At 53.0% G+C, this 15,176-nt stretch carries 15 protein-coding genes and 3 tRNA genes; 9 read left to right on the forward strand and 9 right to left on the reverse strand.

Annotated elements, in window-relative coordinates:
- Positions 1-412 precede the first annotated feature (412 nt).
- On the forward strand, positions 413-1,207 hold the full coding sequence (locus KCG55_RS03060; protein WP_188209312.1) for a 3'-5' exonuclease: 795 nt from the start codon (positions 413-415) through the stop codon (positions 1,205-1,207).
- A gap of 84 nt (positions 1,208-1,291) precedes the next feature.
- Here the strand turns inward: KCG55_RS03060 and prmC are convergent, their stop codons facing one another.
- From prmC to KCG55_RS03105, 9 genes are all read right to left on the reverse strand, one after another.
- Entirely contained in the window at positions 1,292-2,104 is an 813-nt protein-coding gene (gene prmC, locus KCG55_RS03065; RefSeq protein ID WP_254323624.1) for a peptide chain release factor N(5)-glutamine methyltransferase, read from the reverse strand.
- Positions 2,094-2,555, reverse strand: coding sequence for a hypothetical protein (locus tag KCG55_RS03070; RefSeq protein ID WP_254323367.1), 462 nt, complete (start codon positions 2,553-2,555; stop codon positions 2,094-2,096). The genes prmC and KCG55_RS03070 overlap by 11 nt, the downstream gene beginning before the upstream one ends.
- Positions 2,556-2,608: 53 nt before the next feature.
- The gene (gene tldD, locus KCG55_RS03075) at positions 2,609-4,051 is read right to left on the reverse strand and encodes a metalloprotease TldD (protein ID WP_254323368.1); all 1,443 of its coding nucleotides are present in this window, start codon (positions 4,049-4,051) and stop codon (positions 2,609-2,611) included.
- Between the two features lie 558 nt (positions 4,052-4,609).
- Positions 4,610-5,452: a cell division protein gene (locus tag KCG55_RS03080; RefSeq protein WP_254323369.1), complete on the reverse strand. Its 843-nt coding sequence runs from the start codon at positions 5,450-5,452 to the stop codon at positions 4,610-4,612.
- 15 nt (positions 5,453-5,467) lie between these two features.
- A complete protein-coding gene (locus KCG55_RS03085) occupies positions 5,468-7,228 on the reverse strand; it encodes a bifunctional biotin--[acetyl-CoA-carboxylase] ligase/type III pantothenate kinase (protein WP_254323370.1) in 1,761 nt (586 codons plus the stop codon).
- The gene (locus tag KCG55_RS03090) at positions 7,225-7,731 is read right to left on the reverse strand and encodes an adenylyltransferase/cytidyltransferase family protein (RefSeq protein ID WP_254323625.1); all 507 of its coding nucleotides are present in this window, start codon (positions 7,729-7,731) and stop codon (positions 7,225-7,227) included. The genes KCG55_RS03085 and KCG55_RS03090 overlap by 4 nt, the downstream gene beginning before the upstream one ends.
- Before the next feature lie 259 nt (positions 7,732-7,990).
- A tRNA-His gene (locus KCG55_RS03095) sits at positions 7,991-8,066 on the reverse strand.
- Between the two features lie 9 nt (positions 8,067-8,075).
- Positions 8,076-8,152: transfer RNA gene (locus KCG55_RS03100), tRNA-Arg, on the reverse strand.
- A 27-nt stretch (positions 8,153-8,179) separates the two neighbouring features.
- A tRNA-Pro gene (locus tag KCG55_RS03105) sits at positions 8,180-8,257 on the reverse strand.
- Positions 8,258-8,458: 201 nt separating this feature from the next.
- On the opposite strand from KCG55_RS03105, the gene folD reads away from it, so the two are divergent.
- The 8 genes from folD (at position 8,459) to KCG55_RS03145 (ending at position 15,083) form a co-directional block, all read left to right on the forward strand.
- Complete coding sequence (gene folD / locus KCG55_RS03110) at positions 8,459-9,310, forward strand: bifunctional methylenetetrahydrofolate dehydrogenase/methenyltetrahydrofolate cyclohydrolase FolD (RefSeq protein ID WP_003683785.1); 852 nt, start codon at positions 8,459-8,461, stop codon at positions 9,308-9,310.
- 85 nt (positions 9,311-9,395) lie between these two features.
- Positions 9,396-10,469 (forward strand): AI-2E family transporter, encoded by a 1,074-nt coding sequence (locus KCG55_RS03115; RefSeq protein ID WP_254323371.1) that lies wholly within the window; start codon positions 9,396-9,398, stop codon positions 10,467-10,469.
- A gap of 129 nt (positions 10,470-10,598) precedes the next feature.
- On the forward strand, positions 10,599-11,840 hold the full coding sequence (locus KCG55_RS03120) for an aromatic amino acid transporter (protein WP_254323372.1): 1,242 nt from the start codon (positions 10,599-10,601) through the stop codon (positions 11,838-11,840).
- 93 nt (positions 11,841-11,933) lie between these two features.
- Positions 11,934-12,386 carry a cell surface protein gene (locus tag KCG55_RS03125; protein WP_254323373.1) on the forward strand — a complete coding sequence of 151 codons (453 nt, stop codon included), beginning with the start codon at positions 11,934-11,936 and terminating at the stop codon, positions 12,384-12,386.
- Between the two features lie 11 nt (positions 12,387-12,397).
- Entirely contained in the window at positions 12,398-12,976 is a 579-nt protein-coding gene (gene gmhB, locus KCG55_RS03130) for a D-glycero-beta-D-manno-heptose 1,7-bisphosphate 7-phosphatase (protein WP_254323374.1), read from the forward strand.
- Between the two features lie 71 nt (positions 12,977-13,047).
- Positions 13,048-13,779, forward strand: a complete 732-nt coding sequence (locus KCG55_RS03135) for a lysophospholipid acyltransferase family protein (RefSeq protein WP_254323375.1) — start codon at positions 13,048-13,050, stop codon at positions 13,777-13,779.
- A 65-nt stretch (positions 13,780-13,844) separates the two neighbouring features.
- Positions 13,845-14,540 carry a M48 family metallopeptidase gene (locus tag KCG55_RS03140; protein ID WP_254323626.1) on the forward strand — a complete coding sequence of 232 codons (696 nt, stop codon included), beginning with the start codon at positions 13,845-13,847 and terminating at the stop codon, positions 14,538-14,540.
- A gap of 171 nt (positions 14,541-14,711) precedes the next feature.
- Positions 14,712-15,083 carry a hypothetical protein gene (locus KCG55_RS03145; RefSeq protein WP_004520945.1) on the forward strand — a complete coding sequence of 124 codons (372 nt, stop codon included), beginning with the start codon at positions 14,712-14,714 and terminating at the stop codon, positions 15,081-15,083.
- The last annotated feature ends 93 nt before the right edge of the window (positions 15,084-15,176 follow it).

Genomic DNA, 15,176 nt, shown 5'->3' on the forward strand with positions numbered 1-15,176 from the left:
TTTAAATAATTATGAAATATAATTGTAAAAATATGACAAAAGCTGAAATTTATACTGAAACAGACCTTCAGAAAAAAATACTTGGCAAACTGTAAAAATTCGCGTAAATTTCACTACATCAAATTACAAAACGTTCAGACGGCCTCGCCGGTTTTAGATACTTTTGTAAGCAGTTTTCTGATATTGCAAGAAATTGCGGTATTTTAGAGGATTTCGGTGCAATGCCCGAAATGAAAGTTTACTGATGCAGAGTTGAGCTGCATCTGTAAAGCCGCAGGTGAAAGCCTGTATTGTTTGTGAAGCGTAAATCTCTGATTTGAGGTATTGGGGCAATCCTGTGGGGGATTGCCTCTTTTTTTATCTGCGCCGTCATGCCACAATGACATCATCCCTTATCCAACCCGATCACGCCATGACTCCGATACTCGCCTTCGACATTGAAACCATTCCCGACGTACACGGCATCCGCCAGCTTTACGATTTGCCAGCCGATTTGCCCGACAACGAAGTCGTCCTGTTTGCCCAACAGCAACGCCGCGCCAAAACCGGCAGCGACTTTATGCAACACCATCTGCACCAAGTCGTCGCCATCTCCTGCTGTATGCGCTGGGGGCAAGACAAAATCCGCGTCAGCACCATCGGCGATCCCGAAGACAGCGAAGAAGTCATGATTGCCAAGTTCTTCGAGGTCATCGAAAACTATACGCCGCAACTCGTCAGCTGGAACGGCGGCGGTTTCGACCTGCCCGTCCTCCACTACCGCGCCCTAATACATGGCATCAGCGCCGCCCGCTATTGGGACATGGGAGACGGCGACTTTGGCGACAGCCGCGACTTTAAGTGGAACAACTACATCAGCCGCTACCACACCCGCCATTGCGACCTGATGGATTTGCTCGCCCTCTACCAACCGCGTGCCAGCGTGCCTTTGGACGATATGGCCAAACTCTGCGGCTTCCCCGGCAAACTGGGTATGGACGGCAGCAAGGTTTGGGACGCTTATCATGCAGGCCGTCTGAAAGACATCCGCGACTATTGCGAAACCGATGCCGCCAATACCTATCTCATGTATCAACGCTTCCGCATGATGAGCGGCGCGCTCGATGCCGACGAATACGAAGTCGAAATCAAACGCATCAAACATTATTTGGCCGCACAAGCCGAAGAAAAACAACACTGGGCGGAGTTCGTCGCTGCTTGGCGTTAAACCAGGCCGTCTGAACAGATAAACCAGAAAACCAAAAGGGCGTAATCGACACGCCCTTTTTTATATTCCGACAAACCATGCCCGCTAAGCAGGCAAACGCCCCAGCGTGACCCTGTCCAATCCAGCCAAATCCTGTTCGGTTGCCACTTCAGCAAAACCGTTCTCCAACATAATGTTCCGCACTGCTTCGCCTTGGTCATAGCCGTGTTCAAACAGTAGCCAGCCGTTGTCTTTCAGATATTTAGGAGCTTTTTGGGTAATGTGGCGGATATGGCTGAGGCCGTCTGAAAAGTCGGTCAACGCGTTTTGCGGTTCAAACCTCAAATCGCCTTGCGATAAATGTTCATCGCCATCCTCGATATACGGCGGATTGGAAACAATCACATCGTATCGGCCTTCAGACGGCCTGTCGGTATCAAACCACGAACCCTGCGCAAACTCGACTTTTGCGCCCAATTCGGCCGCATTTCGACGGGCTGTATCCAAAGCACCGACGCTGATGTCGGATGCGCGAACATCGGCATCAACGCGTTCAAGCGCGACGGTCACGGCAATGGCGCCGCTGCCCGTCCCCAAATCCCACACACGGCCTTGCGGCGGCAAGCGTTTGAGCACGGCTTCCACCAAATGCTCGGTTTCAGGACGGGGAATCAGCACATGAGGATTGACGGCAAAACGTCGTCCGTAAAACTCGCGCTCGCCCAACAGATAAGCCATCGGCTCGCCTTTCAGACGACGTTGTGCCAAAGCCTCCAAGGTTTGCAGGGCAGATTCTGCCAAATCGTCCGTACCGCGTGTCACCAGCTGCGCACGCGTGTAACCCAGCGCATATTGCAACAACATCCGCGCTTCATTTTTGGGCAGTGCCGATTGGCGCAACCATTCATCAAGCGTCATTTTTCGTCCCATCTGCCAGCGTTGTGGCTTTTCTTTCCTTATTCTTTCCGGCAAACGTGCCGATGGTGGCAACCGCAAATGCGGCATACCACAAATAAAATCCTGCACCGTAGCGCACGATATCCGCCGTATTCCCAGCTTCATCGACGTGTACGGCTTTCACACTGAAAGCCACCAGCGCCAAGCCCCAAAGTGCCGCATGGACAGGCACGACCTTCTTCCGCAACGCCAGCAACACAATGGCCGCCAACCAAACATAATTGGCATAGGCCGCACAATACCTGATATCCAAAGAAGCAAATATCGACCCCAAAATCAAAACAGTCAAACCCTTCATGCTTTCATGATTGCCCAAATAAAATGCAACATTGGACAAAGACGCGATCCACAAGGCAACCGACACCAGCAACATCACGATGGGAAAACTTGATTTCCGATTCTGTTCCTGCATGGTTTTATCCTAATGCAAAAGGCCGTCTGAAAACCTTTCAGACGGCCTGCCGTTTAAATTTCGCTACCGCCGACGGTCAGTCCGGCATCAATCCTCAGGGTCGGTTGTCCGACGCCGACAGGAACGCTCTGCCCTTCTTTGCCGCAGACACCGATGCCGCTGTCGAGCGCGGTGTCGTTGCCTATCATGGAAACATGTTTCAGCACTTCGGGGCCGTTGCCGATAATGGTCGCGCCTTTGACAGGGTATTGCAGTTTGCCACCTTCCACCCACCACGCTTCGGATGCGCTGAACACGAACTTGCCGCTGGTAATGTCCACTTGTCCGCCACCGAAGTTGACGGCGTAAATGCCCTTGTCGATGGACGCAATGATTTCTTCCGGCTCATAGCCGCCGTTTTCCATAAAGGTATTGGTCATGCGCGGCATAGGCGCAGAAGCGTAACTTTCGCGGCGGCCGTTGCCGGTTGATTGCGTGCCCATCAGGCGGGCGTTGGTTTCGTCCTGCATATAGCCGACCAAAATACCGTCTTCAATCAATACAGTGCGGCGGGTTTCGTTGCCTTCGTCGTCGATATTGAGCGAACCGCGTCTGTCGGCAATATCGCCTTGGTCCACAACGGTAACGCCTTTGGCGGCCACGCGCTCGCCGATTCGGCCGGAGAAAACGCTGGTTTCTTTGCGGTTGAAATCGCCTTCCAAACCATGTCCGACCGCTTCGTGCAGCAACACGCCCGGCCAGCCGTTGCCCAACACAACGGTCATCTCGCCGGCAGGCGCAGGACGGGATTCAAGATTGGTCAAGGCTTGTTTGACGGCAGAATCGACAAACCGATGCACCAAGTTTTCATCGAAATACGCCAAATCATAACGTCCGCCGCCGCCTGCACTGCCCTGCTCGCGACGCTCGCCCTGCTTGGCAATGACGGTTACGTTCATGCGCACCATCGGGCGGATATCGGCAGCGTGTTTACCGTCCAGACGGGCGATGTACACCATGTCGTATTCGCAGGTCAAACCGGCCATCACTTGCACGATACGCGGATCGGCGGCTTTGGCCAGCGTTTCGACTTTGTTCAACAGCGCGACTTTGGCAGCGGAATCAAGGCTGGCAATAGGGTCAATCGCCATGTGGACAGACTTGCCGTAGGCAGGTGTCGGCACTTTGACACTAGCCTCGCCACCGGCCGCACCAATCACGCGCACGGCTTTGGCAGAGCGGTTGATCGAATCGATACACAGGCTGTCGGCGTAGGCAAAAGCAGTTTTATCGCCCGAAACGGCACGCACGCCCACGCCCTGATCAATTTGGAAGCTGCCCGATTTGACGATGCCTTCCTCCAAATGCCAACTTTCATAGGCAGTGCGCTGACAATAGATGTCGGCATAATCGACATGGTTGGCGCCGATAATGCTCAGGCTTTGGGCGAGCAAATCGGGGGAAAGATGGTTGGCTTCGAGCAAATCTCGCTGTACGGCGGCGTAGGTTTGTTGCATAATTCTTCAGACGGCCCGACAAGCAGGCAAAGTTAATCTGGCCTTGATTATACGGTATTTTATATGGCTTTGGATATGTTGATTGCTTGGGTTTATGAGTGATTGAAACAAATCAAAAGGCCGTCTGAAAGATAGGGTGAAATGTTTGCCTTACTCTATTTCAACCAGCCTGTTTATTTGACGTTCAGACGGCCTTTTCAATCATGGAAAAGCCAATACCACAATTTAATTTCCATACAAAACAAAATATTACAGCAAAATCTCTTATTTTTTCAATTTTGCTATTGATAATAGTTATTATTAGCGTATAATCAAAACCACTCGGAAGACGTCCTAATCCGAGCCATTAAACGACAGATTTTATCCCCCTCTTCCCCATTATCTCTTGACACTCGGAGTGCGCATATACGAAACATACCTGTTCCCCTTTATATCAGATACTCAAAACCGAAAAACATGAAACCCACTGCCGATACAGTGGGTTTCGTGTTTTGTGGCGTTCGGTTTATCAGGCTTTGCCGGCTGCTTATCAGGCCGTCTGAAACCGAACAGGCCTGATTATCGGCAGGTTTTCATGTTCAATTTGCCATAACGGCCGACAATGTTTCTGATGTCTTGGGCATCGCGCTCGTCAACCGCCATAAAGACCACGGTCATACGCGCCACGCTCAAACCGGTATCGGGCGCGCTTCTGTCTTCCTGTTCGACAATACGCGCGCCGCCGAAACCTGCGCTGGACAAGCGTGAAATCAAAACTTGGGCGGAAGAGCGGCTGCGTGTTACGTCAATGCTGATTTCGCCGTTGTGAATGCTGCCGCTAAAGCCGTGGCTGCCCAAGGCATCAAGCTGGGCAGAAATGTCGCCGTCGGCTGGCAAGACCACGCGGAAGGTTTTGGAAGAAGTCTCACCACCGGATGCGCCGTTGCGTTTTTCGATACTGCGGCTGGCCGCATGAGGCCATTTGCCCAACAGGCCTTTGATGCGGTGGTAATCGTCTTCATCCATCACCACGGTGGCGCTGCTGGTACACAAGCGTTCCACGCCGGCCTCGCCTATCTCTTCTTCGGCGGCGCGACGCTCTTGCGCCTCTTTCTCGCGGCGCATTTTTTCTTTTTTCTCTTTCAACTGCTGCGCTTCTTGTTTTTTACGCAAGGCTTCCGCTTCTTCGGATTCAGGTTCGGCCATAATCAAGCCGTCTGATTCAACCACCACCCAATCGGGTTGCGATGCCTGCTGAGGCTCGGCTTTGGGTGCGTCCAAAGAAGACGGGCGCAATAATTCGTGCGTACCGCCCTCCAAAGCAGATTCGGGTTTGGCAGTTTTATGTTGTGTCCGATAGGCAACCATGCTACCAAAAACAATGATGTTGAGTGCGACCAAGACCGCAAACAGCCATTTCATGATGCGTTTTCCTTTTTATTGTCCGTTGCGATGGGCAATCCAATGCAAGAGCCCGTGAATCACGAGATTATCGACGATTTTCACTTGATTGTCATGAACAAATGACTCCGGCAGCGCCTGCACGACTCTGGCCGCGCCGCCGCCCGTGATAATAATATCGACCGGTTTGCCTCCGCCCGTTTTGTCTTTCAGACGGCCATGCATCATCATCAACGCGCCGCAAACGGCATCCATCATGCCGCTGGCAATGGCGTTCGGCGTTGTGGTTGGGAACGGATATACCTTGCCGATGGGGCGGTTGAGGTTGGCGGTCTTGAGCGCCATCGCCTCTTTCATCAAGTGGAAACCGGGCATGATGGTGCCACCGAGATAATGATTGTCTTCCGTCAGCGCGTCGGTGGTTACGGCGGTGCCGCAGCTGACGACGACGCAGGCGTTTTGCGTAAAACGGCGACTGCCCAGCGCATTAAACCAGCGGTCGGAGCCATGTTCTTCAGGGCGGCGGTAATGGTTGCGGATACCCAAAGCCTGCGGCATGGAAGACAGCCATTCGACCGGACGGGTTAGTTGTTCTTCAACCATCGCTTTTTTTACCGAACCACACACGGCGCAACCGACAATCTTCACATCATCATCGGCAAATTGCAGCCATTCTTCGCCCAGCTGGGTCAAATCACGATACGGCGCGCGGCCGACTTCGGAAAATATGCCGTTCTCTACCCACGCCCATTTCAACTGACTGTTGCCGCCGTCCAGCAGCAAAAAGCGTTCCGGTTTCGCAGCGGCAGGTTGTGCCGGGCGGTTATCCGGGCGCAAACTGATCTCACCGCTGACAATGGTTTTTTCGCCCTTGTCCGTCAGCAAACGCAACGCACCTTGCGCATCCACGCCTTTGACCACGCCTTCGTGAACAACACGTCCTTCCTGAAGCAACAACACCGGCCTGTCCGTATCGCGGTTGGCGGCATCGTATTCGCCGACACATGACGAAAATCCGTTTTGCGCGTATTCGTTCAACAGCGCATCGAGTTGCGCCAATACCGCATTCAACAAGGTTTTGACGCTTACGCCCTGCTTAGAGGCCGTCTGAAACAAAGCCTGCACGGAAGTGGCGTTTTCAACTTCTTTCGGCAATACAAAATTGATGCCGATGCCGATGACGGCGACGGTTTTATTCTCTACCCGCGCCGTTTCAATCAAAATACCGGCCAATTTATCGTTGGCCACAACCAAATCGTTCGGCCACTTGATATTTACGTCCAAACCAATATCGGCAAGCGCACGGCGGCAAGCCAATGCCACCACCAACGCCAGCGAACCCAGCTCATACTGCGGCTTGTCAAACGCCCAGCCCAAGCTGAACATCAGACATTCGCCCTGTCGGTTGACCCAACTCCTCCCTTGCCGTCCGCGTCCTTTGGTTTGGAAATGCGCCACACACAAGGCTTTATGCGCCAAGTCCGCCGACTGGCGCGCCAAAGCCATGATTTCATCGTTACTGGACGAACATTCGTGTTTCAACTGCGCACGAAAACCCTGTTTTCCGGCCATTTGCTGCAGAGATTCTTCGGCAAACACAGCCAAAGGGCGCACCAAGCGCCATTGCCCGTCATGCTGGCGCAGCAAACCGCGAATATGGCCCGGCATCTGCTGCCAGAATCCGTTTAATTGTTGCGGCTTCATCCCGACCACACGCGCCAACTGAGAAACGTGTTGCGGCAGGCCGTCTGAAAGCGCGGCGAGCAAGGCCCAATGGCGGCTGTTCAAATCCGTCATTCGCCTCCTCCGGCTTCGCGGATTTTCGCCAACGTTTTGGTGGTCGAAGTCTGGTGTAAAAACGGAATCGAAAATACTTTGCCGCCACGCGCAAACGTCTCGGCCGCACCGACAATCTTATCCACAGGCCAATCACCGCCTTTAATCAACACATCGGGTTTGACCATTTCAATCAACGCAGCCGGCGTATCGTCATCAAACCATGTGACCAAATCCACGCTGGCCAATGCCGCTGCCACTGCCGCGCGGTTTTCCAAAGGATTAATCGGGCGGTCGTCGCCTTTGCCCTGACGGCGCACCGAAGCATCGGTATTCAACGCCAACACCAAAGCCGTACCGGCCGATCGCGCCTGCGCCAGATAGGTTACATGCCCCCTATGGAGAATATCGAAACAACCGTTGGTAAACACCAGCGGACGGGGCAATGCCGCCAAACGCTCCGCCAGCTTTTCGGGCGGACAGATTTTGGATTCAAATTCTGGAGCTGACCATTCGGACATGATGCGGTTCCTTTGGGAATGAAACAGAAAATAATCGGGGTATTATAAAGGATAACGGCGAAACACCATAAAAAGATACCGAACGGTATAATATTCGGGCTTGATTGCGTATTCATTGACATTTGATAACACGGCAAACGCCATTTTTGCCGATGCCATGATGAAACGGTTTGATAAATACTTTTTTGAAACCCAATTAAATCTGAAGTAAAATTCGGGTATAAACGAAAAAAAGCCTGCATACAATATGCAGGCTTTCATCTGGGGTGGCTGATGGGGCTCGAACCCACGACAACTGGAATCACAATCCAGGGCTCTACCAACTGAGCTACAGCCACCGTAAAAATTGGCACGCCCGACAGGAATCGAACCTGTAACCCCCGACTTAGAAGGTCGGTGCTCTATCCGGTTGAGCTACGGGCGCTCATGCCGATTCGTGCGAAGAATTTTGTGGTCGGGGCGGTGGGATTCGAACTCACGACCCTCTGCTCCCAAAGCAGATGCGCTAACCGGGCTGCGCTACGCCCCGACTGAAGACCTGAACTATACAGACCCTTTTCAACCCGGTCAACACTTACTTTGCTTTATTTTTTCATTTTTTAATTATCTTGTTATTTTTAATCGTTATTTATTTTTATATTTCGTAATCAGGCCCACTCTTTTGTGTCAGGCCGTCTGAAAAATGCGATAATTTAAACGCAATATTTGTCCCTATTTAGGAGAAAAAATCATGGCTGCACAACTTATAGACGGAAAAAAAATCTCCCAGCAACGCATCGAGGCGGTCGCGCAGGCGGTAAAAGCGCGTCAGGAAAAAGGTTTGCACACGCCTTGCTTGGCGGTGGTATTGGTTGGCGACGACCCTGCCAGTGCGGTTTATGTACGCAATAAAAAACTGACCTGCCAAAAAAGCGGCATAGAATCGCGCTCTTATGAGCTGCCGTCTGAAACCACGCAAGACGATTTGCTGAAACTGGTGGACGAATTGAACAGCGACCCTGCCGTCGACGGTATTTTGGTGCAACTGCCGCTGCCGGCTCATATTGACAGCCAAGCGGTTTTGGAACGTATCGAGCCGCATAAAGATGTAGACGGCTTCCACCCTTACAACGTCGGCCGCCTGGTCGTCAAAATGCCGCTGATGCGCCCTTGCACACCCAAAGGCGTGATGACTTTGTTGGAAGCCTACGGCATCGACCCGAAAGGCAAAAAAGCGGTCGTCGTCGGCGCGTCCAATATTGTCGGCCGCCCGCAGGCATTGGAATTGCTGCTGTCCCGCGCGACGGTAACCATTTGCCACAGTGCCACGCAAAACCTTGCCGATGAAGTTGCGGCCGCAGATATTTTGGTGGTCGGCGTAGGCATTCCGAATTTCGTTAAAGGCGAATGGGTCAAACCCGGCGCAGTCGTTATCGATGTGGGCATCAACCGCTTGGACGACGGCAGCCTGTGCGGCGACGTGGAGTTTGATGTCGCCAAAGAACGCGCGTCCATGATTACGCCCGTTCCCGGCGGCGTCGGCCCGATGACAATTGCCACTTTGTTGGAAAACACGGTACACGCGGCCTCATTGCACGATTAATCGCTGTCATTAAGTTAGGCCGTCTGAACATGGTTTTTCAGACGGCCTGACCTGTTTTTTTTGCTTTTTACCTTATTGGCTTCACATGTCCTTACTCTCTTCACACTCCGACAACCCGACTTTCCGCAACGCTTCCTATATCCTGATGGGCTTGGCTTTGCTGATTGTCTTGCACTACCATTTTCTGCCGCTGCTGCTGTCGGTTATCCTGACCTATATCTTTATTACGCGCACCAATGGCGTGATCCTCAAACTCCGCCGCCGCGTTTTACCACGCAACACGCGGCTGCATAAATCGCTCAACGCGCACAATATCAACCTGATTTCCACCACGCTGACGCTGGCCATCGTGTTCAGCATCATCACGATGATGTCTTTGGGCATTTACCACCTGATACACGGCGGCCATGTCGGCTTTATGCTGGCGAAGCTGGCGGCGATTTTGGAAGACACCAAAAACAGCCAAGACCTGCCTGCGGCCATTCTCAATATGCTGCCTAACAATATGGCCGAAATCAAAGCCTCGGCGATCAAGCTGATTGAAGAATACCGCGCCGCGCTGACCCGTATCAGTAAAAACAGCATCACATCCTTCGTGTACATCCTCATCGGCATCATCATCGGCGCCATGCTCAGTTTCCACCGCCTGAAAATGCGCAAAAACCGCCACAAAATGCCGCTGTTTAAAGCCGAACTGATGCGGCGCATCGTCAATTTTGAAACCAGCTTTGAACGCGTGTTCCTCGCCCAAGTCAAAATCTCGCTGATCGACACCTTCCTGACCGGCCTGTACCTCTACTTGGTTTTGCCGCTGTTCGGCGTTGACCTGCCGTTTAAAATAACCGTCTTGATCGTCGCCTTTATCGTCGGCCTGATTCCGGTGGCGGGCAACCTGATTTCCAACACCATCATCATTATTTTGAGCCTCGGCGCATCGCTTTACGTCGCACTCGCCTCGCTGGTTTTCCTTGTTGTCATCCATAAACTCGAATATTTCCTCAACGCCAAAATCATCGGCTCAGAAATCGAATCCAGCGCATGGGAATTGCTGGTGGCGATGGTCGTCTTTGAACGCATTTTCGGCATCGGCGGCATCATCGTCGCGCCGGTTTATTACGCCTACCTGAAAAACGAATTGAAACTGCGAAAATTGATTTAATCAGTTGCGTTTATACACATCAAAGGCCGTCTGAAAACGACAATCGGGTTTTCAGACGGCCTTTGCTTTACCTTTTCTTACACTTTACGGCATAATGGCAGCCACGCATTTCTAGAAGAAAGATAAACAATGTCAACCAAAACCCCTTCCCTATTCGGCGGCGCGATGATTATCGCCGGTACGGTTATCGGCGCAGGCATGCTTGCCAACCCGACCGCCACATCCGGCGTATGGTTTACCGGCTCGCTGGCCGTGTTGCTGTACACCTGGTTTTCCATGCTCTCCAGCGGCCTGATGATTTTGGAAGTCAACACCCATTATCCGCACGGCGCCAGCTTCGACACCATGGTTAAAGACCTGCTCGGCCCGGCTTGGAACGTCATCAACGGCGTTGCCGTCGCTTTCGTTTTATACCTGCTCACCTACGCCTACATCTTCGTCGGCGGCGACCTGACCGCCAAAGGCATCGGCAACGCGGTAGGCAGCGAAATCTCGCTCACTGTCGGCCAACTCGTCTTCTTCGGCATTCTCGCCTTTTGCGTTTGGGCATCCGCACGCTTGGTTGACCGTTTCACCAGCATCCTCATCGGCGGCATGGTATTGACCTTTATTTGGGCAACCGGCGGCCTGATTGCCGATGCCAAAATGCCTATCTTGTTCGATACCCAAGCCCCTGCCGGCACCAGCTACTGGATTTATGTCGCCACCGCCCTACCCGTCTGCCTTGCGTCATTCGGTTTCCACGGCAACGTTTCCAGCCTGCTCAAATACTTTAAAGGCGACGCACCCAAAGTAGCCAAATCCCTGTGGGCGGGTACGCTGATTGCCTTGGTGATTTACGTCCTCTGGCAAATCGCCATCCAAGGCAACCTGCCGCGCAGCGAGTTCGCACCGGTTATCGCCGCCGAAGGCCAAGTTTCCGTCCTGATCGAAACGCTGTCCAAGTTCGCCCAAACCGGCAATATGGACAAAGTATTGACCCTGTTCTCCTACATGGCGATTGCAACGTCCTTCCTCGGCGTAACGCTCGGCCTGTTCGACTACATCGCCGATATCTTCAAATGGAACGACAGCATTTCCGGCCGTACCAAAACCGCCGCCCTGACCTTCCTGCCGCCTTTGATTTCCTGTCTGCTCTTCCCTACCGGCTTCGTTACCGCCATCGGCTACGTCGGCTTGGCCGCCACCATCTGGACAGGCATCATCCCCGCCATGCTGCTCTACCGCTCGCGCCATAAATTCGGCGTCGGCAAAAACTACAAAGTTTACGGCGGATTCTGGCTGATGGTTTGGGTCTTCCTCTTCGGCATCATCAACATTGCCGCCCAAATATTGAGCCAAATGGAACTTGTTCCCGTATTTAAAGGTTAAATTCCCTTAAGGCCGTCTGAAACACCCTCTTTCAGACGGCCTAATTCATTATTTTCCGCTACAATACCCCCTTTCTCCCAACAAACACCGTCCATGTACGACAATATCCGCTTCCATCTCGACGAAGATTATCCCGACCAGCTCCCGCCCGAAAACGCCGCCACCCATATCGGCATGTACTGGCAGTGGGCAGCGCAGGCAGGCCTCGTCAATCCCGTCTGGCAAACCGCCCCCGAAACCGCAGCCGACTTCGCCGCCATGACTGCAGGCACAATCAGTGGACGGCACTTCCTGCTCAAACACATGGACGGCGCATTGACGGCGGACGACTTTACCGAACTCGGCCAACGGTTTACCGAGTTCTACTACACCGACGAAGAAGACGGCTACGGCGCATTTATGGAAGACTACGTCCTCGCCCTCGATACGCCCTCGCTCGGCGGCTTCTACCACGTCAAAAACACCCCGGAAACCTTCGCCAAACTGACACCCGTTTTTCAGACGGCCTTTGAAAAATGGAAAAGCAGTTTGAAAGCAGAAAAATAAGAGCCCACACCATGAAACTCATCATCCTCGACCGCGACGGCGTCATCAACCAAGACCGCGACGATTTCGTCAAATCCGTTGACGAATGGATTCCCATCGAAGGCAGCATGGATGCCATCGCCTTTTTAACGCAGGCTGGCTACACCATCGCCGTGGCCACCAACCAATCCGGTATTGGCCGCAAATACTTTACCGTGCAAGACCTAACCGAAATGCACGCGAAAATGCACCGCCTTGCCGTTCAAGCAGGCGGCACCATCGACGGCATTTGGTTTTGCCCGCATACCGCCGTCGACAACTGCGAATGCCGCAAACCCAAACCCGGCATGATTATCGACATCATCGAACGCTTCAAAGCCAATGCCGCCGAAACCTGGCTGGTCGGCGACAGCCTGCGCGACCTGCAAGCCATTGATGCCGCAGGCGGCAAATCCGCTCTCGTCCTGACCGGCAAAGGCAAAAAAACGCTGGCCCAACACGAGCAAGAACTGCCCGAACACACCCAAGTCTTCGACAACCTGCTCGCTTTCTCGCAATACATCATGCGTGAAAACACACAAATCGAAGAAGCCGCGCAAGCCATCCTATAAACGACAAGGCCGTCTGAAACCAGCCGACAACGGTGTTCAGACGGCCTTCAAACGACTGACTTTCCCCCGATATGCTGATTATCCGCAACCTGATTTACTGGTTCATCCTTTCCTCTAGCATTATTTTGCTGTTCCCCTTTATGCTGCTTGCCCTGCCCTTTCAAGGCGGCGCGCACAAAATGGCGCAAGTTTGGGTGCGTATCCTCAACTGGTCGCTCAAGCACATCATTGGTTTGAACTACACCTTAAGCGGCGCGGAAAACATTCCCGATCGCCCTGCCATCATTTGCGCCAAACACCAAAGCGGCTGGGAAACCCTCGCCCTGCAAGAGATTTTTCCGCCGCAAGTCTATGTTGCCAAACGCGAACTCTTCAAAATCCCTTTCTTCGGCTGGGGCTTGAAGCTGGTTAAAACCATCGGCATCGACCGCAGCAACAGCCGCGAAGCCAACAAACAACTCTTAGAACAAGGCCTTGCGCGTAAAAACGAAGGCTATTGGATTACCATTTTCCCCGAAGGCACACGCCTGCCGCCCGGAGAAAAAGGCCGCTACAAGCTCGGCGGCGCGCGCATGGCAAAAATGTTCGAGATGGACATCGTCCCCGTCGCGCTCAACAGCGGCGAGTTTTGGCCGCGCAACTCCTTCCTCAAATACCCCGGCACAGTCAGCGTCATCATCGGCAAACCCATTGCCCACAACAACGACAATGAAGCCGAACTCATGGCCCAATGCGAGCAATGGATCGAAAGCCAACAGCCCCTGATTACCGGACAAGGCCCGTTCGCGCCCAAAACCAAATAAATCATTCCATCGGGTGGGCCGCTATACCCGCCCTTTTCATGCCGTCCAATCTTTCCCACAACATCATGCCACGCCTCCATACCCACACCCTTTCAGACGGCCTCACTATTCATATCCAACTCAAACGCAGCGCCAAGAAAAACCTCATCTTGCGCCCCGTTTCCGCCGATACCGTCAGCATCAATATCCCTCCGTTTGTTACCCAGCACACCTTTACCCAATGGCTGAACGACAACGAAGCCATCCTGCGCCGTACCTTAAACAAAACACCGGCCCGACAAACACCCACCGACTCGCTTCCCGAATGGATTTGGTATCAAGGCGTTCAGACGACCTTGTCCGTCCACACGGCAAACCACATCCAAATCAGGCCGTCTGAAATCCTGTTGCCCGAAAAAGAAAACGCCGCCCAACTCACCCATTTGCGCCGTTTCCTACACGAGCGTGCGCACGAATATCTGCTGCCACGCCTCGAAGGCCATATCCGAACCACCCTCCTGACCCCGAGTGCCATTTCCCTTTCCAACGCCAAAACCTTCTGGGGTGTTTGCCGCCACACCACCGGCATCCGCCTCAACTGGAGGCTCATCGGCGCGCCCGAATATGTCGCCGACTACGTCTGCCTGCACGAACTCGCCCACCTGCGCCATCCCAACCATAGCCCTGCGTTTTGGGCTCTGACTCACTCGCTCACGCCGCATGTCGACCAAGCTGAACAATGGCTGAAGGCGCACGGCGACGAATTATTCCACCTCGGCTAAGTCTTTCCAGCAACATTTTTCTGCAAGCAAACACCAGTCCAAAGCAAAGAATCAACGCCCTCCAAACAAATCATGTAGCCGCGCGTAAAATCAGGTTTATCCGCTTGCCGCCCCTCAGGCATGCCGATAAGATGATTTCGTTCTCAAAACCCTTTTCAGAAAGGAAAACCGATGACCAAAGCAAAATCGTTACTGGCCACCGGCATTTTGGCTCTTTTCTCCGCCACGGCATTCGCCTCCCCACTGCCTTCCGAAATCTACCGTCCGGATGGCGCGCACACCATCAAAGCCGATCATCAAGGCGACGGCGAATTTGAATACGAAGCCGAACTTTCCGGCCAGCGCAATTCCATTCCTTCCCTGGCCAAAAAAGTGATCGCCCACGCGCGCAGCAAAGGTTTCCATGTGGTTGAGTCTGAAATCAAACACGACGATGCCGATCTAAAATTCAAACGCGGCAAACAAGAGCTGGACGTTTCCATCGAAGACAAAGGCCAAGGCCGTATCGAATACAAAGCCGATTTGGACTTGGACAAAAACTAAATCCGATTCGCAAACAAAGGCCGTCTGAAATCCCATCGGGTTTCAGACGGCCTTTTGTCGTCTTTATCAGATAAAATGGCAATCGGTTTGCAA

Source organism: Neisseria subflava (assembly GCF_024205745.1).
GTDB lineage: Bacteria > Pseudomonadota > Gammaproteobacteria > Burkholderiales > Neisseriaceae > Neisseria > Neisseria flavescens_B.